The following is a 22,085-nucleotide window of genomic DNA, read 5'->3' on the forward strand; positions in this document are numbered from 1 at the left end:
GTACGACAGAAAATATATAGAGAGCGACCTTTTGGGTCGCTCTCTTTTTTATAAAGCTTTAGAATATTTTTTTTAACTTTAAAAACACCAAAAAATAAAAAAATATGAAATTAACATTCTTCAGCGCGCTTTTGTTTGCCAGTATTGCGCTCGTTTCCTGTCAGAAAAAGACAGATTCTAAAGTATTGGAACCCGAGGTGAGTTCGGATTCTGTTACCGTTGAACAGGCTCAACTTCATACCAAAGTCCTAGAGTATGATGCCAATGGAATTAGTCATAAAGGCTATGTGGCGTACGATTCTACGCGCGCAGGATCGCTCCCGATTGTACTGGTAATTCCGGAATGGTGGGGCTTAAATGACTATGCAAAGGGCAGGGCCGACCAATTAGCCAGTCTAGGGTATTACGCTGTAGCGCTAGACTATTACGGCAATGGAAAGGCAGTTCAAACCCCTGAAGAGGCGCAAAAGGAAGCTACTGTGTTCTACCAAGATCCCTCGAAAGGGCAGGCTATTTATCAGGCCGTGAAAGCCACTTTGGCGAAAGATTCGAAGGCGGATGGAAGTAAAATAGCCGTGATGGGTTACTGTTTTGGAGGAGCGCAAGCGCTGAATCTCGGTCGCCAAAACCAGGAGTTAAAAGGAGTGGTAAGTTTCCATGGAAATCTTCAAACGGGCGTCAAACCGACAAATTCAAAAGTGAAATACCTCGTGCTGAATGGGGAGGCGGATAATTTTGTACCGGCGGAAGAAATCGCCGCTTTTAAGAAAGAAATGGATTCTGCGAAGATTGATTATAAGTTTGTGAACTACCCAGGCGCAGTGCACGCCTTTACCAATCCTGCTTCAACAGAAGTAGGGAAGAAGTTTGATATGAACATTGCCTACAACAAAGAGGCAGATGAGAAATCTTGGGAAGAAATGAAAGCCTTTTTCTCCTCCATTTTCCAATAGAAAGGAAATACTTTTACTGCAATAAAATTAGGCCCGCTTCAAAATTGAAGCGGGCCTAATTGCTTAAGTAAAATGAAATAAATGATTTATTCTCTAAAGTACTGACGTAGTTTCCACGCCATCGTCTCGTGATCTGTCATAAGACCCGTTAAGAAGTCGGCAGTCCCTGCATCCCCATATTTGGTGTCGGCACTATCCACATATTTACGTAGGGCTTTTACAATCTTTTCATGATCACCCACAAGCTCTTTTAACATCATTTGATTCGTTGGAATTTTGCCTGGTGTTTCCTTAATCTGAGAATTTGCAATAAATTCACTCATTGTACCGTCCGCAATTCCTCCAAGGGTGCTAATGCGTTCTGCCACTTGATCAATGGCGACTTCTAATGCGGTGTACTGCGCTTCGAAAAGCTCATGCAATTCTAAGAAATCAGGACCGTTTAAGTTCCAATGGAATTTTCTCAATTTAATATATAGGACGTTCCCGTCCGCAAGAACTTTGTTAAGAAGTTCATGTAAAGATTTTAAATTTTTGGCTGAAATGCCTAAGTCTACTTTCATAATTGTGTTTTTGTATGACAAAGATAAATAGGATGTTTGGCTATAGCTTTATAAAATTTAGCACGATGTTTATAGAGTTTTCTATGTGGGGGTCTCTTGTTTGATGAATTTATTTTTTTTTAAAGAAAAAGGAATAAACCTACTAGTGCATTTCAAATTATTAATAACGACATCAATTTAATTCCAGATCGCGATCGATTTCTCAGTCAAAATTCCGACCTTTCCTTAATGAAAGCAGTGATTATTGCCGTGGGTGGAGAAATTCTTTCTGGCGACACCCTAGATACCAATTCGAATTTTATAGCCACGGAATTGAAAAAGATTGGAGTTGCTCTGGAAGCTATTCTTACGGTAAAGGACGAACTTGCCGAAATCGTATCGGCATTAGGTCGCGCATTTGAAAGGGCGGATCTCGTTTTAACCACGGGTGGACTCGGTCCTACCAAGGACGATCAAACGCTATTGGCCTTTGGGCGTTATTTCGGAGTAAGTTCTGCCATTGATCCGGCAACCTATGAGCATTTGAAGTCTATCCTTGAAAAGAGAAACAGGTCTTACCTTCTTGATTTGAATAAGAACCAAGCGCTCGTACTAGAGGGAGCAAAAGTCTTTCAGAACGAACATGGAACCGCTCCCTGTCAAATGATGGAAAAAGAGGGGAAGATTGCGATTTGTATGCCCGGCGTTCCCTACGAAGTGAAACCCCTAGTGAAGGATCAGATTATTCCCTACCTGTCTTCTCGATTTTCCTTGCCTTTTTTAGTGACGAGGACCGTTTCTGTCTCCGGTATCCCAGAGAGCGAACTTTCTAATCTTATTGAAGAGTGGGAGCTTTCGCTACCCAAGCATTTGAGTCTTTCGTACCTACCGGTGGAAGGTCGAATCAAATTGCAATTGAGTGGATCTGGCAACAATCTAGAATTGTTGAAAAAGGAGCTTACCGATACGTTTGAACCGATCCGATCTCTTTTAGCGCCCTTTGTATTTTCGTGGGATGGAAGTAGTATTGAGGCTGTACTTCACACTTTGCTCCAGAAAGAGAAGTTGACTTTAAGTGTAGCCGAGAGCTGCACTGGAGGAACCATTTCTAGTTGCCTTGTAAGTGTTCCCGGAATATCCGCCCATTATCTTGGGGGAATCGTGCCCTACGATACAAGTCAGAAAGTAAAGCTATTGGGTGTTCGTGAAAAGACAATCCAGGAGTTCGGTGTCGTCTCTTCTGAAGTGGCAAAGGAAATGAGTTTGTGCTGTCAAAAATTCTTCGGGAGTGAGCTAGCCATTGCCACGACAGGGGCAGCAGGGCCCTCATCAGATGCTTACAACACGCCGGTGGGTGAAGTCTATTATTCGATCCGTGTACATGACTTTGAAGTGACCAGACGACTTTACTTGCCTCATTTGGACCGCAAGGATTTTATGAATTTTGTTTCCTTGAGAGCGCTACATGAACTCGCTGAAATCCTAGTAAAACGACGAATGGACTGGCTCGCTTAAGGCCAAAACCTTTAACATTAATCAAATAATTTAACTAAATTGTAACGTTTAATTCTTACTTACAACCTATATACTATTAAATCAAAGTTATACATGAAAAAAGTTACTATTGGTTTGCTTGCTTTTTCAGGAATGGTTTTACTCAATTCTTGTGCTACAAAAGCTCCTGCAGCCGACACCCAAACTGAGGCGAGTGCATCCGCCACATCCGATGCAGAGGAACATGGAATCAACCTTGAGTACATGGATACTTCGGTAAAACCTACCGAGGATTTCTTTACGTACGTGAACGGAAATTGGTACAAGAACACGGAGATTCCTTCGGACAAAGTATCTTGGGGTTCGTTCAACGAACTTAGAGACGAAACGGACAATGCGTCGCTTGAAATTTTAAATAAAATCCTAACCGATTCTTTTGCAAAAGGATCTGAAGGTCAAAAAATTCAGGCTCTTTACGGGAGCTTTATCGACTGGGATACCCGTAACGCTCTTGGTCTTTCTCCCATCAAAGCAGATCTTGCAAAAATTGATGCAATTTCAAATTTAAAGCAGTTCCAGTCTTATTTAAATGAAGCCACCAAAACGGGAGACAATCCTTTCTACGGATGGAGAGTCGGGGCCGATCTTAAAAACTCTGTAATGAATGCAGTGTACTTAGGAGGTCCAGCCTTAGGCCTTGGAAAAGACTATTACCAAAAGAAAAGCGAAGCGAATACAGCCACTCTTGCAAAATACACAGAGTTTGCAGGGAAACTTTTTGAAACGCTAGGGTCTACGAATCCAGCGAAGTCGGCTTCTGAAGTGGTCGCTTTTGAAAACCAATTGGCAAATTACCTACTTACCAATGAAGAGGGTAGAGATGCGAACTTACGTTACAATCCAAAGACCAATGCAGAGCTTAAGAGTCTTGTGAAAAATGTAGATCTTCCTACCTATTTAAAAACAGTAGGAGTGAATACAGACCGCGTGATCGTGGGTGAACTTGAGTATTACCAAAATATGGATAAGTTCATTACAGAGAAGAACCTACCTCTCTTAAAAGAGTACATGAAAATGCACCTGCTAAGAGGAAACATGGGGAACCTAGATCAAAAAATGGACGATCTGAATTTTGATTTCTACTCAAAATACCTTCAAGGACAGAAAGAACAAAGACCGATGGAAAAAAGAGGTCTTTCTCTAATCAACGGTATTTTAGGAGAAGCCTTCGGAAAACTATATGTAGAGAAATATTTCCCAGCAGAAGCAAAATCGCAAATGGTAACCTATGTGGATTACATCCGCAAAGCGTTTGATAAGCGCATTGGAGACCTAGACTGGATGAGCGCGGATACGAAAGTGAAAGCAAAAGAAAAACTCTCTAAATTCACGGTTAAGATTGCGTATCCAGATACTTGGAAAGACTATTCAAAACTTCAAATGGCTTCGCCTAAAGACGGAGGATCCCTTTATGGAAACCTTGTGAATTTATCGAAGTGGAATTACGACAAAAACCTAGCGAAAATAGGGAAGGCGGTAGACAAAACAGAATGGGGAATGTCTCCTCAAACGGTGAATGCATACTACAGCTCTTCTAACAATGAAATCGTATTCCCTGCAGCCATCCTTCAACCTCCTTTCTTTAATTTCAAAGCAGATCCTGCAGTGAATTTTGGTGGAATTGGTGCCGTAATCGGACACGAGATTTCTCACGGATTTGACGACGGGGGATCCAGATTTGACGGAGACGGAAACCTTAAGAACTGGTGGACGGAATCCGATCGTACGAATTTTGATAAGAAAGTAGGGGAATTAGCCGCTCAGTACGATGCTTACGAACCTGTAAAAGGAAGTTTCGTAAACGGTAAATTCACGAGTGGAGAAAATATCGGGGATTTAGGGGGCGTTTCTGTGGCATACGAAGCTTTACAGATGTACCTAAAAGACCACGGCAATCCAGGGAAGATCAGTGGATTCACGCAAGATCAACGTTTCTTTATGAGTTGGGCTACGGTTTGGAGAACCAAATCTACGGATCAATACATGCAGAATCAAGTAAAAACAGATCCACACTCTCCAGGATACTATAGAGCGTTCGCACCTCTACTTAACGTAGATGCGTTCCACGAAGCATTTGGTACAAAACCAGGAGACAATCTATACAAAGCGCCAGAAGATCGTATTCGTATCTGGTAAGCGAAACAGTCGGCTCAGGCTTATTTAGGTTTTGAACAGACCCAAGTAAAGGACCCTTGCAATTCGCAAGGGTCTTTTTTTTCTTGTGCGATCGCATGAATGGGAACCTAAAAAAAACCGTCTCAATTCGTAAATTGAGACGGTTAGTAAGTTTTTTTTCGCTGCGATTATTTCGTGGCAACCAAGTTTAGATCTAAATCTACTTCTTGAGAAATCATCCAATCTTTTGGATCTCCTTCGGTTCCGTACGTTAGACCCCAATCTTGACGGTTGATCGTGAATTTAGAAGTTAAAGAAACGGTGCTATCGCTCACGTCTACTTTCGCTGGGAAGCTAACGTTCACTGTTTTTCCTTTGATGGTAAGGTTCCCGCTAACCAGTTTGTTGGCTCCTTCTACTTTGCTTACTGTTTCCGCAGGCAAAGCTTCTACTTTCGTAATGTCAAAAGTAACGGTTGGGTTTTTTTCAATGTCGAAGAAATCGGCACTCTTTAAGTGGTTGTCAAGATCCACAGAAGTTTTTCCGTCGGAAATGCTTGAGTCAACTGCTTTTGGATCTGTTGTTAAAGTTCCCATATCGGATACTAAGTTTCCAGAAATAAGTTCTCCGTCTTGTACAGATAAAGTTCCTGTGGTCTCTGTAGTTCCAAATCTTGGGTTAAGACCACCTGCGTGGTACGCGGTCCAGTTTACTTTACTGCTGTCTGCAGCGACTGCGTAGATGTCTTCAGCGTGTGCGGCTACGGATTGAGCTTCACCTGTAGTAGCTTGGTCTGCTTTCGATTCTTTACAAGATGCAAGGGCTAGAACGGATACTAGCGCAACAAGGGATAATTTTTTCATTTTGATAAATTGTTTATTATTTTGAGTGCAAATGTACACCAAGCCAGGCTGTGGGAAATTGACCTATGGTAAGAAAGTGCATTTTTTATAAAGATAAAATGAAGAATGCCCTTTGAACCAGTCGTTCAAAGGGCATTCCGCTATAAAGTCTTTCGAGGACTATTTTACAATTTTCATTTCGTTGATTAGCCATTTGGCATCCGCGTACTTGTCTACAATAAAGAGAATGTACTTCGCATCGACCATAATGTTTCTACTAAAACGAGGGTCGTAGTTGATATCACTCATGGTCCCTTCCCATTGACGGTCGAAATTGAGACCAATTAGGTTTCCTTCTGCATCTAAGGTTGGACTTCCGGAGTTACCCCCAGTCGTATGGTTGGTCGCTGTGAAATTCACAGGAACTTCTCCATTCGCATTCGCATACGGTCCGTAGTTCTTGTCGTTGTAGAGCGTGATTAGCTTTTCAGGTACATCAAATTCATAATCTCCTGGAATGTATTTTTCCATCACTCCAGAAAGATGGGTTTGATATCCGTAGTAAAGGGCGTCTTTCGGGTTAGAACCGGCTACTTTTCCGTACGTAACACGAAGGGTAGAGTTCGCGTCCGGGAAGAATTTACGGTCTTTGTCCGTGGCCATTTGTTGCGCCATGTACGTTTTTTGAAGTGCATCGATCTCGTCTTGGTACTTCGTGTATTGGTTCTGCGTCGTTTTGCTGTAGGTGTCTCTAAGGGTCGCAAAGAGTTTTACCATCGGATCTTTCTCAAGGGCAGTCGCAAGCGATTTAGGATCGGAAAGGACTTTCTCAAGATCCGTGTAGGCGGTTGCGCCGTTAAGAGAGGCTCTACCGCTCACGATGGAGTTTTTAGAAAAAGACTCGATCGTCGCTAAATTGCGGGCTTCATCCTTGAAGGCAGCAAATCCAGAAGGTAAAAATTTAGCATCCATGTTGTTTGCGTAAAGAGCAAGCACTTTTGCCGTTACTTTTGCATCCAACTCCGCATCGTAATTCTTATACGTACTACTAAGTCTATTTGCGAAATTAGCTTTGGTTTGCTCATTGAGCTTGCCACTTTCTGCTAAAGCTAAGTATTGAAGATAGCTACTGGCTAGGCTTAGCGTCTCAGAGTTACGAATGACTTCGCTATAGTACGCGCGGTTGAGAGCGTAAGGCGCTTGTTCCGTGTAAAGAACATTGAATCGATCGATCGTGGTTTTGATCGCAGGATTTTTCGCAATAAGCGTTTGTTCGTATGCCTGTTTTTTTCCTACTGCATTGGATTTGGTTAATCCTTCGACTTCGCCGCTCCATTTTTTCCAATAATTCGCTACGCTAGCAAATTTCGAAGCATACTTAATCTTCGTTGCTTGGTCTGCGCGCATTTGAGCGTCTAAGGTTTTGATCGCAACGTCTCTTACTGCAATCATGGCCGGATCAATCTCCGTTCTGATTTTTTCCACTGCGATGGAAGGAAGATACTCCGTTGTACGACCTGGGAATCCAAATACGAACGTGAAGTCTCCTTCTTTTTTATCCTTTAGTGAAATGGGAAGGAAGTGCTTCGGTACAAAAGGAACGTTGTCCTCGCTGTATTCTGCAGGCTCATTGTTTTTATTGGCATAAATCCTAAAGAGAGAGAAATCTCCCGTATGTCTTGGGAAAACCCAGTTGTCTGTGTCAGATCCAAATTTTCCAATCGAACTTGGGGGTGCCCCTACAAGACGAATGTCTCTATAGGTATCAATAATATACGCGTAGTATTTGTTTCCGTAATACGCGGCTCTCACCAAAACTTTTTGGTAAGGCTTAATTTTAAAAGAACTTTCAACGGCCTTTGTATTCTTGGCAAGTAAGGCTTCTAACGCTTTTCCTTCTAGTTTTTCTGTGCCTTTAAGCACCTCAGTAGTCACTTCCTTAATGTCGTTAATGAAGTCTACAGTCACCCCAGGGTTAGCGAGTTCTTCCCCCATGTTTCCAGCCCAAAATCCATCTGCTAAATAATCGTGCTCTACGCTAGAATGCTTTTGAATCTGCCCGTATCCACAGTGATGGTTGGTCAGTAAAAGGCCTTGTGGAGAAATAATTTCGGCCGTACAGCCTCCGTTAAACTGTACTACAGCATCTTTAATAGAGGGTTTGTTTGGGTCGAAAATATCTTTTGCACTGATTTTCATGCCCATTTCTTTCATTTCTTGCTCGTTGATTTCGGTCGGGATCCACATGCCCCCGTACTGTTGGGCAAATGCCATCGCTGCCGGAATCAAAAGGGCAGAGAGAATAAAATTACGTTTGATCATAATGGTGATTTATTTTATATAATTGAAAGGCTAAAACTACTAAAATTTAGCGAGATGAGAAAAAAAAGAGGCCTCTAAATTGAGGTTGAAACGGCCTAAGAAGTAGCACTTTCGCTAGGTTCAATCAAATCTAGAAATTGCTGCTCGTCTAAAATTTGAACCGTTTTTAAATCCATTGCTTTTTTTAGTTTGCTTCCCGCTTTCTCGCCGACTACCAAATAGTTTAGTTTACTTGACACGGAAGAGACATTTTTCCCTCCATGGTCCTCAACCATTTTTTCTGCTTGTTCTCTCGAGAATAAGGAGAGTTTGCCCGTGAAGAGAAACGATTGATCTTTGAGGGCGCTACTTAGCTGGGTTTTTTCTTCTCCCGTGCTCTCAAGCTGCACTCCATAGAGTTTTAGTCGTTCAAGGATTCTTTGGTTCTCTGGATTCTCAAAATACGCGACTAAACTTTGCACAATCTTTTCTCCGATGTCGGCCACTTGCAAAAGATCCTCTGGAGAGGCCTCTTTTAATGCATCAATAGAAGGGAATTCTCTTGCCAATTTCTTGGCCACGGTTTCTCCCACATGTTTGATACCGAGTCCAAAGAGTACTTTCTCGAAGGGAGCCGTTTTGGATTTTTCAATGGCATCTAAAATGTTTTGAGCCGATTTCTCCGCCATTCTTTCGAGTGGAAGGAGCATTTCCTTTGTAAGGACATAAAAATCTGCTGGGTTTTCGATAAGCTTGGCCGTGTAGAGCTGCTCAATGGTTTCGCTTCCTAAATTTTCAATGTCGAGCGCCTTTCTCGAGACATAATGAATCATTTTCCCTACCACTTGAGGGGGACAGTGAAGCTCGTTTGGACAGTAGTGAATTGCTTGGTCCTCAATTTTCTCAAGCGGCGTGCCGCATTCAGGACAGTGCGTGATGTACTGAATGGGCTGACTGTCAGTAGATCGTTTATCCAGATTGATCCCTACAATCTTGGGTATGATTTCTCCCCCTTTTTCGACAAAAACATAGTCCTTCTCGTGAAGATCCAGTTTTCGAATGATGTCTTCGTTGTGAAGGGAGGCTCTTTTTACAACCGTTCCGTTTAATAGGACGGGAGCTAAATTTGCCACGGGCGTAACCGCCCCTGTGCGGCCTACTTGGTAGGTCACTTTTTCTAATTTCGTTTCTTGCGCTGTGGAAGGAAACTTATAAGCAATCGCCCAACGGGGAGATTTTGCTGTGAAACCTAGTTCTTGTTGCTGCAAAAGGCTGTTGATCTTGATTACAATCCCGTCGATTTCAAAAGGAAGATTGTCTTTTTCTTCTTGCCAATAGGAGATGAACGCCCAAACCTCCTCAAGGGTTTTGCATGTTTTCGTGTGCGAAGAGGTTTTAAAGCCCCAAGAATTGGCTTTTTCTAAAAGTTCGGAGTGACTCTCTGCAATCGGATCTGTAGTAACAATCTGATACATGAGAGCCGAGAGTCGACGCCTACGCACCTCTGAGCTGTCTTGCAACTTTAAACTTCCTGAGGCTGAGTTTCGTGGGTTCATAAAGGGATCTAGTCCTTCCTCTATGCGTTGGGAGTTAATCCGGGCAAACTGGTCTTTGCCAAGAAAGATTTCACCGCGAATGTAAAAGCGCTCTGGATACTCCCCTCTTAGCGAGAGTGGGATATCCGATATGGTTTTTACATTGGCTGTAATTTCATCTCCTTGAAATCCATCCCCACGCGTAGTCGCGGATTTTAATTTCCCATTCTCATAATAGAGAGAAATTGAGGCTCCGTCGTATTTTAATTCTGCCACAAATTCGAGAGGTTCCTCAAGGGTTTTGCTTGCTCGCTTTGCCCAATCCTCTAAATCCTTCTCGTTATAGGAGTTGTCCAGGGAATACATTCGAAATTCATGGCTCACGGTCGGAAACGATTTGTTGATGCTTCCTCCCACACGATGGGTAGGAGAAGAGGGATCGTCAAACTCAGGATACTGAAGCTCTAAAGACTGAAGGGTTTTTAGTTTTTGATCAAACTCAAAATCCGAGATTCGAGGCGAATCGAGGATATAGTAATTGTAATTGTACTCGTGCAGTTCTTTTCTTAGAGACTCGATTGTGGCTTTAATGGAATCGGACATGGTTTTGATCGAAGAGGGTTAAAATCCTAGTATACGCTATTTTTAAACTTTGATTCTTTTGGACTTGCCAAAAGATGGGTTTTGGGGCCGCTTGGCCCTATGCAATATTACTGATTTTCGCTCAGATTCCCTTTTGTCCTCTTCGCTTTTTTTAGAAGATTCGATAAAAGGTTCGTTATTGGAAGAGAGCTTTAATTCTAAGATTAATCTACTTTCTCCTGCATACGATGCGCTGCATAACAAAATCGGGAGACATAAACGAAAAATTTGGGTATTAACTTTTGTTAACGCTTCTATGGATCGGCTTTTCAGCCGATTAGGCTGACACGAAACATTGGGTTCATTTTCACGTGATAAATTGTTAAAAAAACGTTAAGGGCGAGGTAACACCCTTATGGAGCAATGCGGGGTACTTTTGCCACTTAATAAATATGTAAAGTGAAAAGACAAATTGTAACTCTACTAATCCTCGCAATGAGCGGTTCGATTTCTGTGGAAATTGCTGCCCAAAGCCGAGTCGATACAGTGAAAGAAAAACAAATCGAAGAAGTGGTTGTGACCGCTCTTGGGATTAAAAGACAAGATAAGTCTCTTGGGTATGTGGCGGAAACTGTCGGATCTGAGACCTTCGAAGAAACCCAGAACAACAACTGGGCGCAGTCCATGGAAGGGAAAGTAGCCGGTTTGAAAATTCAAACCACAGGCGCTGGACCTTTAGGATCTTCTCGAATCACGCTTCGTGGAGAGAAGTCCATGAGCATGGACAATAACTATGCGCTTATTGTAGTGGATGGGATTCCCCTTAGTGACGGACCGAGAGTGAATTCCGGGTCGGGAACTTCTGCTTACGGTGCCGGTTCTGGTGGAGACCTTCCCATTGATTTTGGGAACGGTCTTAATTCCATTAATCCAGACGACATTGAAAGTGTAACGGTTCTAAAAGGAGCCTCCGCGGCTGCACTTTACGGATCGCGCGCTGCGAACGGTGCTTTAATGATTACCACGAAATCCGGAAAAGGAAAGAATGGAAAAATCAGAGTGACTCTGAATTCAAGCGCTTCGTTTGATACCGTTCTAAAATGGCCAGATTACCAACACGAATACGGACAAGGTACTCTTGCAAAGGATAAAAACGGAAATTTCTATTATTCCTACGGCGCCTCTCCAGACGGAGTTAGCACAGGGGGAACTTCCAGTGCCTTTGGACCTAAGTTTGACGGGCAAATGTATTACCAATATGATCCTACGGTCGAGGGACAGAGTCTTTCTCCTCAACTGTGGAGACCTTATAAAAACAACGTAAAAGATTTCTGGGAAACGGGATCGACTTATTCCAATAGCATCTCGATTGAGAACTCCAATGAGAAGACAAGCTATAGAACTTCCCTTACGTATTTATCGAACGAGTGGATGATGCCCAATACGGGTTTTGACCGTTTCAATTTTGCAGGATCCTTTTCACATAAGCTAAATGACCGCTTAAAAATAAGCACAAAGCTTTCCTTTAACCGAACCAAAAGTGACAATTTACCTGCCACTGGGTACAACAACCAATCGATCTCTTACTTCATGATCTTCCAAAATCCAAACGTGGATTTGGCTTGGTACAAACCGGTGTGGAAGAAGGGGCAAGAAAATATAGATCAGATTCACCCGTTCTCCTCTTATATAGACAACCCGTATCTAATCGCTTACCACATGCTAAACGGAGTGGACAAGCGCTCCATTGGGGCGAACGTAAGTTTAGACTATCAAATGAATGATCAGTTTAGCTTTATGCTACGTTCGGGAGTGGATTATTTGAATGAAGAAAGAACCACGAAAAGACCTTACAGCAGTGCGAACTATCGTCAAGGATTCTACCGTGAACAACTAATCACAAACCAAGAATACAATACGGATGCGCTTTTTACTTACAAGAATCAGTTGGGTAAACTGGACGTGTCTGCTTCGGTGGGAGGAAGTATTCGTTACAACGAATATTTGATGAACGATTACCGTGCAGAAGGTCTAAAGGTAGCAGGAGATTACAGTTTATCCAATGCCATTACGCTGAACACAAGGCTTCCAAAGCCTTATGATGAGCGCGTAAACAGTGCCTATGGACTCTTAACGCTAGGGTACGATCAAAAAGTATTCGTAGATGTAACCGGAAGAAATGACTGGAGTTCCACGCTGATCCAATCGAACCGCTCTTTCTTTTATCCTTCCGTAAGTACGAGTTTTATTCTTTCTGATATCTTTAATGTTCGTAGTTCTGGGTTTAATTTCTGGAAACTTCGCGCCTCTTGGGCGAAGGTGGGAATCGACGGGTCTCCCTACCAGCTGACTAAGTATTACAACGTGGGTGATTTTCCAGGAAGTATTCAGACGCCTAATGTGTATCCGAATCCAAACTTGAAACCAGAGAACAATACAAACATGGAAGCGGGGATGGATTTTGGTTTCTTCAAAAACCGTTTGAACTACAGTGTTACCCTCTATGAAAACTTAACGGACAATCAAATCCTTTCGATTCCTGCACTTTATGAATCGGGGTATTCTCACCGAATTATTAACGGAGGAAAAATTCGCAACAGGGGTGTGGAAATGAGCCTCGATGCAACGCCCATTCGAAACAAAAATTTCACTTGGAATGTGAACGCGAACTGGTCCTTAAACCGAAACGAAATCCTTTCCCTTCCTCCCGAGTTTAATGGGGAGCCGTACACGATGTCGACTGTGGCGGGAGTTCTTTATTTTAATGCCGTCGTAGGAGGATCGCTAGGCGATTTCTATGGGTACAAACTTATGAGAACGCCCGACGGGCAAGTGATTTATGGGGAGAATGGACTTCCCGCAAGACCAGCCACCATAGAGAAAGTAGCCAACGCATTTCCAGAATGGAGAGCCGGACTTCAAAATGAGTTCAAATACAAAAACTTTAGCCTAAGTTTCTCTTTTGATGGACAGTTAGGTGGAAATGCATACTCTCAAACGCATCACAAGATGTCTGAGCAAGGAAAACTCATGCATACCCTGAAAGGCCGTGATGCAGTGGATGGGATGATCATTGGAGAAGGAGTCGTGCAAAATGCAGACGGTTCTTACAGCCCGAATACGAAGAAAGTAACGCTTAATTCTTACTACGGGGATTACTACCGTCGTGCGAACATCGAGACCAACACGTTTGATACTTCGTTTATCAAACTTCGGGACGCTCGAATCTCGTACTCGCTTCCTAAAACGCTCACCGAGCCGATGGGAGTAGAGAATTTAACACTCGCTCTTTTCGGTAAAAATCTATGGATGTGGACCGATTTCCCAATGTTTGATCCGGAAGTGGCGGCGCTTGACAACAGCACCATTACTCCAGGGGTTGAAATTGGACAGCTTCCTTCTTCAAGAACCGTAGGCATTCAATTGAATGTAAAATTCTAAAGCTTTAATACAACAATGAAAAATACAGCAATCAAATTAAGTTTCGTTCTTCTCTCTTTCGCCTTTCTAAGCAGCTGCGATAGAAACATGGACGAGATTAATACCGACACGAGTAAAATTATTAACCCAACGGCGGGAAGTTTTCTAGCGCCACTCCAATACGAAATGGCCTCTTACGGGTACAACCGTGCGGATGACTTTACCTTCCAACTTATGCAAGTAGCGCTTCCTTTTCCAAACGAAGGAAATACACCAAGTCGCTACTATTTCACAGAAAATTCTGGTGGTGGGTATTGGAACACAAGTTACAAATGGCTTAAGCAGGCAAAAGAGATGGAATCTTTTGCAGCGGCTGAAAACAATGCAAACTATGTAGCCATTGCCAAGGTACTTCAGGCGTGGATGTATTCCAACCTAACCGATACCTTTGGAGATGTTCCCTTTTCAGAAGCACTTCGTTTGGAAGAGGGAATCATGACCCCTAAGTTTGATTCTCAGAAAGACATTTATGTCGCTCTTTTAGACGATTTGAAAGAGGCGAACCTTCTTTTTGATACGAGCAAATCCCTAGGGGAACTAGACCTCTTCTACCACGGCGAGCAGTCTGCAGCAGGCGTGCTTAAATGGAAGAAATTCGGAAACTCGCTTTCGATTCGACTTCTCAATAGAATTCAGAAAAGAAACGGGGAACTTAATGTGAATGAGCGTATCCGTACGATTGTAAACAATCCGGCAGACTATCCACTTTTTGAATCGAATGACGATTCTGCTGCCATGTTACTTTCTGGAGTTTCTCCTTTTATGCCCCCGATTCCAAGACCTCAAGACTTTACTTCGTACCGTGCAGCGGGAGAATTTTTTGTGGAGACCTTAGAGAAAAACGGTGACCCAAGACTTTCTCAGTTTTTCACATCGGCTAGAAAGCTTAGTGACAATACGGTGATTGGATTTAAAGGAGCTCCCTCGGGTTATGCGCCAGGGACGGCCTTAGACTACCAACCGTCCAATATGAATCAGAATCTTGCCAAAGCTCCTTTGAAAGTGCTGGTGTATCCTTACAGTGAGCTTCAATTCACCCTAAGTGAACTTGCTCTTAAGAATATTATTTCGGGAGATGCGAAAGCCTACTATGAAAAGGGTGTAAGCTCGGCCTTACAGCAATGGAATGCTGAGGTTCCTGAAGGTTATTTTGACAATCCTGTAGTGGCTTATAACGGAACTTTAGAGCAGATTATGACCCAGAAGTACATCGCACTTTTCTTTGTGGACCATCAGCAGTGGTTTGAACACCGTAGAACGGGTTTCCCAACACTACCAAACAATGGAGGTCTACTCAACGGAGGGAAGATGCCCCAGCGTTTAATGTACCCAACCAATCCAAAAGTCATGAACCCGGCAAACTATCAGGCGGCCGTTCAGAGCATGGGCGGAGACGATATTAACACCTTAATGTGGTGGAACAAACCTTAAGAATGAAAAAATACATTATCAGCTTTCTTCTAATGGCCGGCTGGTGCCAGGCGCAAACCGGAATTGTAGCGCACCGCGGCCATTGGAAAGCAAGCGAAACCTCGCAGAATTCCATCTCCTCGCTGAAAGCGGCTCAGTCGCTAAACGTGTACGGATCTGAATTTGATGTGCAAAGAACTTTGGACGGAGTCCTTGTCATTAACCACGATGCGGACATTCAGGGTCATGAAATTTCAAAAACTTTGTACAAAGACCTTAAGAATCTGAGGTTAAGCAATGGGGAAAAGCTTCCTACACTTAGGCAGTATCTAAAAGTAGGGAAGAAGGATCCCAAGGTAAGACTTGTGGTTGAAATCAAACCGACTGCAGATTCTATGCTAGAGAAAATCGTAGCTCAAGAGGTTCTCGCGGAGGTAAATAAAGTAGGCGTGGCTGGGCAAAGCGAGTACATCTCTTTCTCTCTTGGCATTTGCAAAGCGCTAAAGGAACTAGACCCATCCGTTGAGGTTCAGTATCTAAAAGGAGATCTTTCGCCTAAGGCGCTAAAAGAAGAAGGGATTGACGGTTTTGACTATCCGTACGCGGTGCTTTTAGCCAACCCCACTTGGGTGGCGGAGGCCAAAGCTTTAGGGCTTAGCACCAATTCCTGGACCGTGAACTCCCTTTCTGTCTTCACTCAATTAAAATCCATGGGGATCGATCTTGTGACAAGTGACATTCCAGAACAATTAATTTTATCAAACCCATGAAAACAAGTTTTATTTTACCCCTGCTGCTTCTAGGCACCGCCGTTATCGCACAGAGTTCCGTATCGGGATATGTGTTTGAGGATGCGAACGGAAACGAGCGGAAAGACCGCAAGGAAAAAGGGATTGAAGGGGTTTCTGTCTCCAACGGGCAACACGTTAGTGTAACCGATGCGACGGGTCGTTATTCCCTTCCGCTGACCGGCGACAATACCCTTTTTGTAATTAAACCCTCCGGGTTTCAAACCAAAGTAGGAAAGGATCAACTTCCTAAATTTTACTACCATTTCAAACCTGAGGGTTCCCCAACAAACTTTAAGTATGCGGGGGTGAGCCCGACAGGAAAGCTTCCAAAATCAGTCGATTTTCCGCTTTATAAATCGGAGGAAGAGAAAGAGTTTACTGTTTTGGTTTTTGGAGATCCTCAGCCTTACAATCTGAAAGAAGTGGACTACTTCAGACGAGGGATTATTGACGAGGTGAAAGGAGCGAAAAAGAATGCTCGTTTTGGGATCACTTTAGGCGATTTAGTAGGAGACGATCTTTCTCTCCATCAACCTTATATTGACGCGGTAAAGGAGCTCGAACTGCCTTGGTACAATGTCATGGGCAATCACGATATGAATTACGAGGCGTCAGACGATACAAAAGCCGACGAAACCTTTGAGAAAAATTTTGGTCCTGCCAATTATGCCTTCAACTACGCAAATGCCCATTTTGTTATTTTAGACAATATTCTTTATCCGGATCCAAGAGACCAAAAAGGGTACTGGGGAGGACTAAGAGAGGAGCAATTGCAGTTTTTTGAAAACGATCTAAAACACGTGGATCCAAATACTCTGATTGTGGTTTCTTACCACATTCAAATGAAGGCGGAGAGAGCAGGAGACGAGCATTTTAGATTGTCAGACAGAGAAAGAATCTTTAAAGCTCTAAAGCCTTTCAAGAATGTGCTTTTAATGTCTGCTCACACCCACAAACAAACTCAGATCTACTACGGTAAGGAAGAGGGCTGGGATGGAGAAGGAATGCTTCATGAGATTAACATGGGAACCACCTCAGGGGATTGGTATTCCGGAACGGTGGATTCAATAGGAGTTCCGATGTCCATCATGAGAGACGGAACGTACCGCGGGTATTCCTACCTCACCATTAAAGACAACAAATACGAAGTTCAGTACAAGGCGGCAGGGCATCCTGAATCCTTCCTCATTAAACTTCATGCCCCGAAAGTGGTTACGAAAACAAGAAGTTCCGCAAAATTCTATGCTAATTTCTTTACAGGATCGGCCTTGGATAAGGTAGAATATAGCATTGACGGAGGGGAGTGGAAACCGATGAACTTCACGAAAGAAATAGATCCTTCCTTTATGCTGACTACTTTTAAGTGGGATGAAAGGTCTGAACTTGAAGAGGGAAGAAGACCTTCCAATCCCGAGCCTTCCAACCACCTTTGGAGCATTGGAGTTCCAAAAGGTCTAAGCGTGGGAACGCACAGTTTTGAAGTGAGAGCGACAGACCGTTATGGGAAAACCGCTACGGAGAAGACCACCTTTAAGGTCGATGAGATTAAGCTAGTACCTTAAATTTTCAATTTTTTAATTTTCGGCCTTCAGAATGCGTTTGTGTTCTGGAGGCTTTTTTTGTTTCTTTTCGGTTTGGAATAGACTAGAGGCTGTCGTTCTAGATAAAAGGAGGCAAGGGGCTTATCTAGGATGCAATCGGTACGCATGATAAATGTTATGTTTGCCATACAAATCAGGTACGCAGAAACAAGTATCTTTATGCGTTTAAAAATTAATACAAACCGAACTCTATTTACATTTTATGACAGCGATTTCGAAAACACATCATTTTCACATACCCGTTATGGGCCTTGCCTTTACCATTGACAGTCCGCTTCGCGTGGCGCAGTACGGAATAGATTCTGTAATATCCATTATGGACGACGATTTAATTGAGAAGGTTCGAGGCTTTTACAGTGAAAAATTTAAGCAGCCTTACGAGTCGATTTCTACGAAAATCGAGGATTATAGAGCCAAACGAATTACGTCGTATTTGAATTTTTTAGATCAGCATATTGCCACTAAATTCGAACATTTTAAAGAAGATTTAGCCTCGAATCAGAAAGAGCTTGAGTCCTTCTTGCAAACTCTTCCAAGCAGTTCGACTTTAAAATCGAAACTTGAGGAGGTGATCCACGAGAAAAAGCTGGATTTTCAAGGTCTAAAAGAGATCTTAAATAGATACTTGTATCCAGGTTCAATCGATGTGAATATCATGACCAAGGTGGATAAAGACAATTTTAAGGATTCTGAACCTTTGAGTGGAGAGTATAACGATGCGCATGCCGCTCTTCGCGGCTTTGCCCTTAGCACCACGCGTAGTTCTGTGATTTTTTCCGCAGGAATGAATCCACGTCTCTACAGTTATATGGAGAATTTTGACGTGTTTTATCCAAATCTCGAGGGAGATTTCCAGAAGAAGATTGTGCTTAAAGTGAGTGATTTTCGCTCTGCTATGGTGCAAGGGCAATTCTTAGCCAAGAAAGGGCTTTGGGTTTCTGAATACCGAATTGAATCGGGACTCAACTGTGGAGGGCACGCCTTTGCCACGCAAGGACTTCTCATGGGACCTATTCTTGAAGAATTCAGATCCAAGAAAAGGGAACTTATCGAATCTGCCTTTGCTCTTTTGGCCCCTGCCTTAGAACAAAAAGGGAAGACCGTTCCTACGGTTTTGCCTTCTCTTGCCATTACGGTGCAAGGGGGAGTTGGAACCGGCACTGAGCACGCTTTTTTAAGAGATCATTACCAGGTCGATAGTGTGGGTTGGGGATCTCCCTTTCTTTTAGTTCCCGAGGCGACCTCAGTGGATAAAGAAACGCGCGAACTTCTTGCAAAAGCGAAAGAAGAGGATTTGTACTTAAGTGACATTTCTCCTTTAGGGGTTCCCTTTAATACAATTCGAGGCACGAGCAATGAGTATTTTAAGAACAAAAGAATTCAGGAGAATAAAGCGGGAAGCTCTTGCCCGAAAAAATACTTAGCCTTGAGTAAAGCCTATGGAGAAACCGAGGGAATTTGCACGGCCTCTAAAAAATACCAAGACCGCCGACTAGAGGAATTGGAGGAGAAAAAAGCGCAATTGGATGTGAGGGAGTACCAGGAAGAAAGAGTAAGCATTACTGAGAAAGCCTGCCTCTGTGTAGGGCTCGCAAATTCTGCTCAGTTGGAATTAGGGATTCCCGTAAAAGGTCAAAAGCAAGGGGTTGTGGTTTGTCCTGGACCGAACATCGCTTATTTTTCGAAAGAAGTTAGTTTGAAGGAAATGATGCGTCATATTTATGGAGGTCCTTCTGTGGAAAACCATGAGAACAGACCCCATGTCTTTATAAAAGAATTGGACGAGTACTTAAAGTATTTCCGATCCGAAATTGAGAAAACGAAAGTAGTGAGTCCTGCCCTTGAAAAGAAATGGAAGGCTTTCAAAGAGAATCTTCTTAGTGGAATCGACTACTACAAATCTTTGTTTGAAAAGACCCCTTATTTCTCTTCCCTTAAAAAGAAACTCTTTGTGGAATTAGAACAGAGTAAAGCGCAAATCGAATCGATCCGCTTTACCAAAACGGCTCCTGTAGAATCTTAAAGCAAGAGCCTACTAGAATCCTAAAAATCCTAATTTTTACCCCTTAAAACAGGACTAAAAATTAGGATTTTTTTTGTAAAAATACGGCAACAGCCGACTTTCCATACCTTGTCGATGCACTTAACGAGAAAGCATTTCTCTTATTTTTGATTCTACTTTTTCGGCCGTAGGGAGCATTTCCTTTTCGAGTACGACATTGATAGGAACCGCGGGAGTGTCTTTTGCTCCTAAGGTTTCCACGGGCAAATCCAGTTGGAAGAAACAGTGGTGGGCGATTCGACTACTAAAGGCCTGAGCAAAGGAATTGGTCACTGCCTCCTCCGTGAGTACAAGGCATTTTCCGTGAACAGAAACTCTTTCAAATACAAGGTCTTCGTCTAAGGGAACAAGCGTTCGAAGATCAATGATTTCAATCCGATTTTCAAAGGCTTTTGCCGCTTGCTTGGCCCAATATACGCCCATTCCGTAGGTGACTACCACAAGGGTGCGTCCTTTATCGATTTGCTCTTGGTCTGCCAAAAGAATCTGGTTCGCCTTTCCAAAGGGCAAAATGTAGTCGGAATCAGGTTCAATGGTTTTTGCTTCTTCTGTTCCTGGAACTTTAGACCAGTAAAGTCCTTTGTGCTCTAGCATGAGAACCGGGTTAGGGTCGTAAAATGCAGCCTTTAGGAGTCCTTTAAAATCGGCCGCGTTGCTAGGGTAGGCAATCTTGATTCCTTTGATGGTGGCTAAAATGCTTTCAATGCTTCCACTGTGGTAGGGGCCTCCTCCTCCGTACGCGCCGATAGGGACACGGATGAGTGTAGAGATAGGAAATTTACCCATCGAGAGATAAGAAGATTTTGAAATTTCCGTGATGAGCTGATTAAGACCTGGGTAAAGGTAGTCTGCAAATTGGACTTCCACAATCGGTTTTAGTCCCACGGCGCTCATTCCTACCGTGGAGCCTATAATATAGGCCTCTTGAATGGCGGTGTTGAAAACGCGCTCGTCTCCAAATTTATTTCCTAAGGTCACGGCTTCTCTAAAGACTCCACCAATTCGTTTGCCTACGTCCTGTCCATAGAGTAAGGCTTCCGGATGAGCGTACATGATTTCTTGGATGGCATGAATCGCCGCATCCACCATGACAATCTTTTCCTTGGTTCCTTCGGGAACTCTTATTCCTTTTTCTTCCAAAATGGGCGTGGGGGCAAAGACATGGTCCATCACGCTTTCTGGGTCTGGATCTGGCGCTTGGAGAGCTTTTTCAAAACTAAGTTTCGTTTCTTTTTTTGCCTCTTGCTCGATTCCCTGTAAAGTAGACTCTAAGATGCCGTATTCTAGAAGATCGTTTCTTAGCAAAACGCCTGGATCCTTTTTTCGGTGCTCTGAAAGGTCCTCTTCATCCCGGTAAAACTCTCGTCTTACGCCCGAAGTATGGTGGCCAATAAGAACCGTTTTTGCGCAAACCACGACGGGTTTATGCTGATCACGCACAATGGAAAATGCTTTTTCCATGCCCTGATAGGCCTCTACGAAATTAGTTCCATCAATGCGTAAGCGCTCAAGACCGGTAAATCCACTTGTGAATTCATAGGCATCTGCAGTGCGGGCTTCTTTGCCCGTGACGGAGATACCCCAATCGTTATCCTGAACTAAAAACAAAATGGGAAGTTGGTGCAAAGCAGCGAATTGAAAGGCCTCGGAGACTTCTCCTTCAGTGACTGAATTGTCCCCTAGAGAGCAAACGACGATGGGATCTTTCTCAAAGGCTTTTAGCTTCTGGGTTTTTATGTACTTAAGTCCTTGCGCAACTCCTGTGGTGGGAATCGCCTGCATGCCTGTGGCAGAACTTTGATGAATCATTTTAGGCATTTCCTTGTCCCGGCTCGAAGGATGAGAATAGTAAGATCTTCCTCCAGAAAAAGGATCGTCCTTTTTAGCGAGTAATTGAAGCATGAGCTCGTAGGGAGTAAATCCCATCCCTAACAAAAGGCTCTCGTCTCGGTAGTAAGGAGAAACCCAATCGTCTTTGGTAAGAAGATAAGCGGTCGCGAGCTGCACTGCCTCATGGCCTCGAGACGTAGAATGCACATAGGGACAGAGGGCTCTGTTCTCCTCGTAATGATCGGCCATGGATTTAGCCATCATCATATGTTCGTACGCTTTTAAAAGAATCTGTTTTGAAATAGGAGCGGAAGTCTTGGTTTTCATAGGAGTTAAATATAATACTTTTGTCGTATATTGAAATGCTCTCTGCTACTGGCTGTACTAAACGCATGGCTTTTAGAGCGTCGCGCGTCTAGAGACGGGAATTTCACTTGAAAATTCCAATCAGAAGAGAAATATTCCTTTCCCCAAAAGGGCAGGTGAG

The 22,085-nt window shown here is 43.2% G+C and carries 13 protein-coding genes; 8 read left to right on the forward strand and 5 right to left on the reverse strand.

Going from position 1 to position 22,085, the window contains the following annotated elements:
- Window positions 1-104: 104 nt before the first annotated feature.
- Window positions 105-953 (forward strand): dienelactone hydrolase family protein, encoded by an 849-nt coding sequence (locus ACX3PU_RS04250; RefSeq protein WP_459083674.1) that lies wholly within the window; start codon window positions 105-107, stop codon window positions 951-953.
- A gap of 86 nt (window positions 954-1,039) precedes the next feature.
- Here ACX3PU_RS04250 and ACX3PU_RS04255 read toward each other — a convergent pair whose 3' ends face one another.
- The gene (locus tag ACX3PU_RS04255; RefSeq protein WP_459083675.1) at window positions 1,040-1,516 is read right to left on the reverse strand and encodes a Dps family protein; all 477 of its coding nucleotides are present in this window, start codon (window positions 1,514-1,516) and stop codon (window positions 1,040-1,042) included.
- Between the two features lie 228 nt (window positions 1,517-1,744).
- Here ACX3PU_RS04255 and ACX3PU_RS04260 point away from each other — a divergent pair, with 228 nt between their 5' ends.
- Window positions 1,745-3,010 (forward strand): CinA family nicotinamide mononucleotide deamidase-related protein, encoded by a 1,266-nt coding sequence (locus tag ACX3PU_RS04260; protein WP_459083676.1) that lies wholly within the window; start codon window positions 1,745-1,747, stop codon window positions 3,008-3,010.
- A 93-nt stretch (window positions 3,011-3,103) separates the two neighbouring features.
- The gene (locus tag ACX3PU_RS04265; protein ID WP_459083677.1) at window positions 3,104-5,185 is read left to right on the forward strand and encodes a M13 family metallopeptidase; all 2,082 of its coding nucleotides are present in this window, start codon (window positions 3,104-3,106) and stop codon (window positions 5,183-5,185) included.
- A 167-nt stretch (window positions 5,186-5,352) separates the two neighbouring features.
- On the opposite strand, the gene ACX3PU_RS04270 is transcribed toward ACX3PU_RS04265, so the two are convergent.
- The 3 genes from ACX3PU_RS04270 to ligA form a co-directional block, all read right to left on the reverse strand.
- Window positions 5,353-6,027: a YceI family protein gene (locus ACX3PU_RS04270; RefSeq protein ID WP_459083678.1), complete on the reverse strand. Its 675-nt coding sequence runs from the start codon at window positions 6,025-6,027 to the stop codon at window positions 5,353-5,355.
- 159 nt (window positions 6,028-6,186) lie between these two features.
- Window positions 6,187-8,328, reverse strand: coding sequence for a S46 family peptidase (locus ACX3PU_RS04275; RefSeq protein ID WP_459083679.1), 2,142 nt, complete (start codon window positions 8,326-8,328; stop codon window positions 6,187-6,189).
- Window positions 8,329-8,423: 95 nt separating this feature from the next.
- Window positions 8,424-10,445, reverse strand: a complete 2,022-nt coding sequence (gene ligA / locus ACX3PU_RS04280) for an NAD-dependent DNA ligase LigA (protein WP_459083680.1) — start codon at window positions 10,443-10,445, stop codon at window positions 8,424-8,426.
- A gap of 438 nt (window positions 10,446-10,883) precedes the next feature.
- Here ligA and ACX3PU_RS04285 point away from each other — a divergent pair, with 438 nt between their 5' ends.
- The 5 genes from ACX3PU_RS04285 to ACX3PU_RS04305 all read left to right on the forward strand — a co-directional run bounded on the left by ACX3PU_RS04285 (window position 10,884) and on the right by ACX3PU_RS04305 (window position 19,729).
- The gene (locus tag ACX3PU_RS04285; protein ID WP_459083681.1) at window positions 10,884-13,865 is read left to right on the forward strand and encodes a SusC/RagA family TonB-linked outer membrane protein; all 2,982 of its coding nucleotides are present in this window, start codon (window positions 10,884-10,886) and stop codon (window positions 13,863-13,865) included.
- 15 nt (window positions 13,866-13,880) lie between these two features.
- Window positions 13,881-15,335 (forward strand): SusD/RagB family nutrient-binding outer membrane lipoprotein, encoded by a 1,455-nt coding sequence (locus ACX3PU_RS04290; RefSeq protein ID WP_459083682.1) that lies wholly within the window; start codon window positions 13,881-13,883, stop codon window positions 15,333-15,335.
- A gap of 2 nt (window positions 15,336-15,337) precedes the next feature.
- On the forward strand, window positions 15,338-16,084 hold the full coding sequence (locus ACX3PU_RS04295; protein ID WP_459083683.1) for a glycerophosphodiester phosphodiesterase family protein: 747 nt from the start codon (window positions 15,338-15,340) through the stop codon (window positions 16,082-16,084).
- On the forward strand, window positions 16,081-17,667 hold the full coding sequence (locus ACX3PU_RS04300; protein WP_459083684.1) for a calcineurin-like phosphoesterase C-terminal domain-containing protein: 1,587 nt from the start codon (window positions 16,081-16,083) through the stop codon (window positions 17,665-17,667). The genes ACX3PU_RS04295 and ACX3PU_RS04300 overlap by 4 nt, the downstream gene beginning before the upstream one ends.
- A 241-nt stretch (window positions 17,668-17,908) precedes the next feature.
- A complete protein-coding gene (locus tag ACX3PU_RS04305) occupies window positions 17,909-19,729 on the forward strand; it encodes a hypothetical protein (RefSeq protein ID WP_459083685.1) in 1,821 nt (606 codons plus the stop codon).
- Between the two features lie 120 nt (window positions 19,730-19,849).
- Here ACX3PU_RS04305 and ACX3PU_RS04310 read toward each other — a convergent pair whose 3' ends face one another.
- The gene (locus tag ACX3PU_RS04310; protein WP_459083686.1) at window positions 19,850-21,925 is read right to left on the reverse strand and encodes an alpha-ketoacid dehydrogenase subunit alpha/beta; all 2,076 of its coding nucleotides are present in this window, start codon (window positions 21,923-21,925) and stop codon (window positions 19,850-19,852) included.
- Between the last annotated feature and the right edge of the window lie 160 nt (window positions 21,926-22,085).

Source organism: Chryseobacterium sp. A301 (assembly GCF_054489425.1).

Excerpts from the sequence above, each read along its gene's own strand:
- ACX3PU_RS04250 (WP_459083674.1), top strand. The coding sequence starts at position 105 with ATGAAATTAACATTCTTCAGCGCGCTTTTGTTTGCCAGTATTGCGCTC.
- ACX3PU_RS04255 (WP_459083675.1), bottom strand. The coding sequence starts at position 1,516 with ATGAAAGTAGACTTAGGCATTTCAGCCAAAAATTTAAAATCTTTACAT.
- ACX3PU_RS04260 (WP_459083676.1), top strand. The coding sequence starts at position 1,745 with ATGAAAGCAGTGATTATTGCCGTGGGTGGAGAAATTCTTTCTGGCGAC.
- ACX3PU_RS04265 (WP_459083677.1), top strand. The coding sequence starts at position 3,104 with ATGAAAAAAGTTACTATTGGTTTGCTTGCTTTTTCAGGAATGGTTTTA.
- ACX3PU_RS04270 (WP_459083678.1), bottom strand. The coding sequence starts at position 6,027 with ATGAAAAAATTATCCCTTGTTGCGCTAGTATCCGTTCTAGCCCTTGCA.
- ACX3PU_RS04275 (WP_459083679.1), bottom strand. The coding sequence starts at position 8,328 with ATGATCAAACGTAATTTTATTCTCTCTGCCCTTTTGATTCCGGCAGCG.
- ligA (WP_459083680.1), bottom strand. The coding sequence starts at position 10,445 with ATGTCCGATTCCATTAAAGCCACAATCGAGTCTCTAAGAAAAGAACTG.
- ACX3PU_RS04290 (WP_459083682.1), top strand. The coding sequence starts at position 13,881 with ATGAAAAATACAGCAATCAAATTAAGTTTCGTTCTTCTCTCTTTCGCC.
- ACX3PU_RS04295 (WP_459083683.1), top strand. The coding sequence starts at position 15,338 with ATGAAAAAATACATTATCAGCTTTCTTCTAATGGCCGGCTGGTGCCAG.
- ACX3PU_RS04300 (WP_459083684.1), top strand. The coding sequence starts at position 16,081 with ATGAAAACAAGTTTTATTTTACCCCTGCTGCTTCTAGGCACCGCCGTT.
- ACX3PU_RS04305 (WP_459083685.1), top strand. The coding sequence starts at position 17,909 with ATGACAGCGATTTCGAAAACACATCATTTTCACATACCCGTTATGGGC.
- ACX3PU_RS04310 (WP_459083686.1), bottom strand. The coding sequence starts at position 21,925 with ATGAAAACCAAGACTTCCGCTCCTATTTCAAAACAGATTCTTTTAAAA.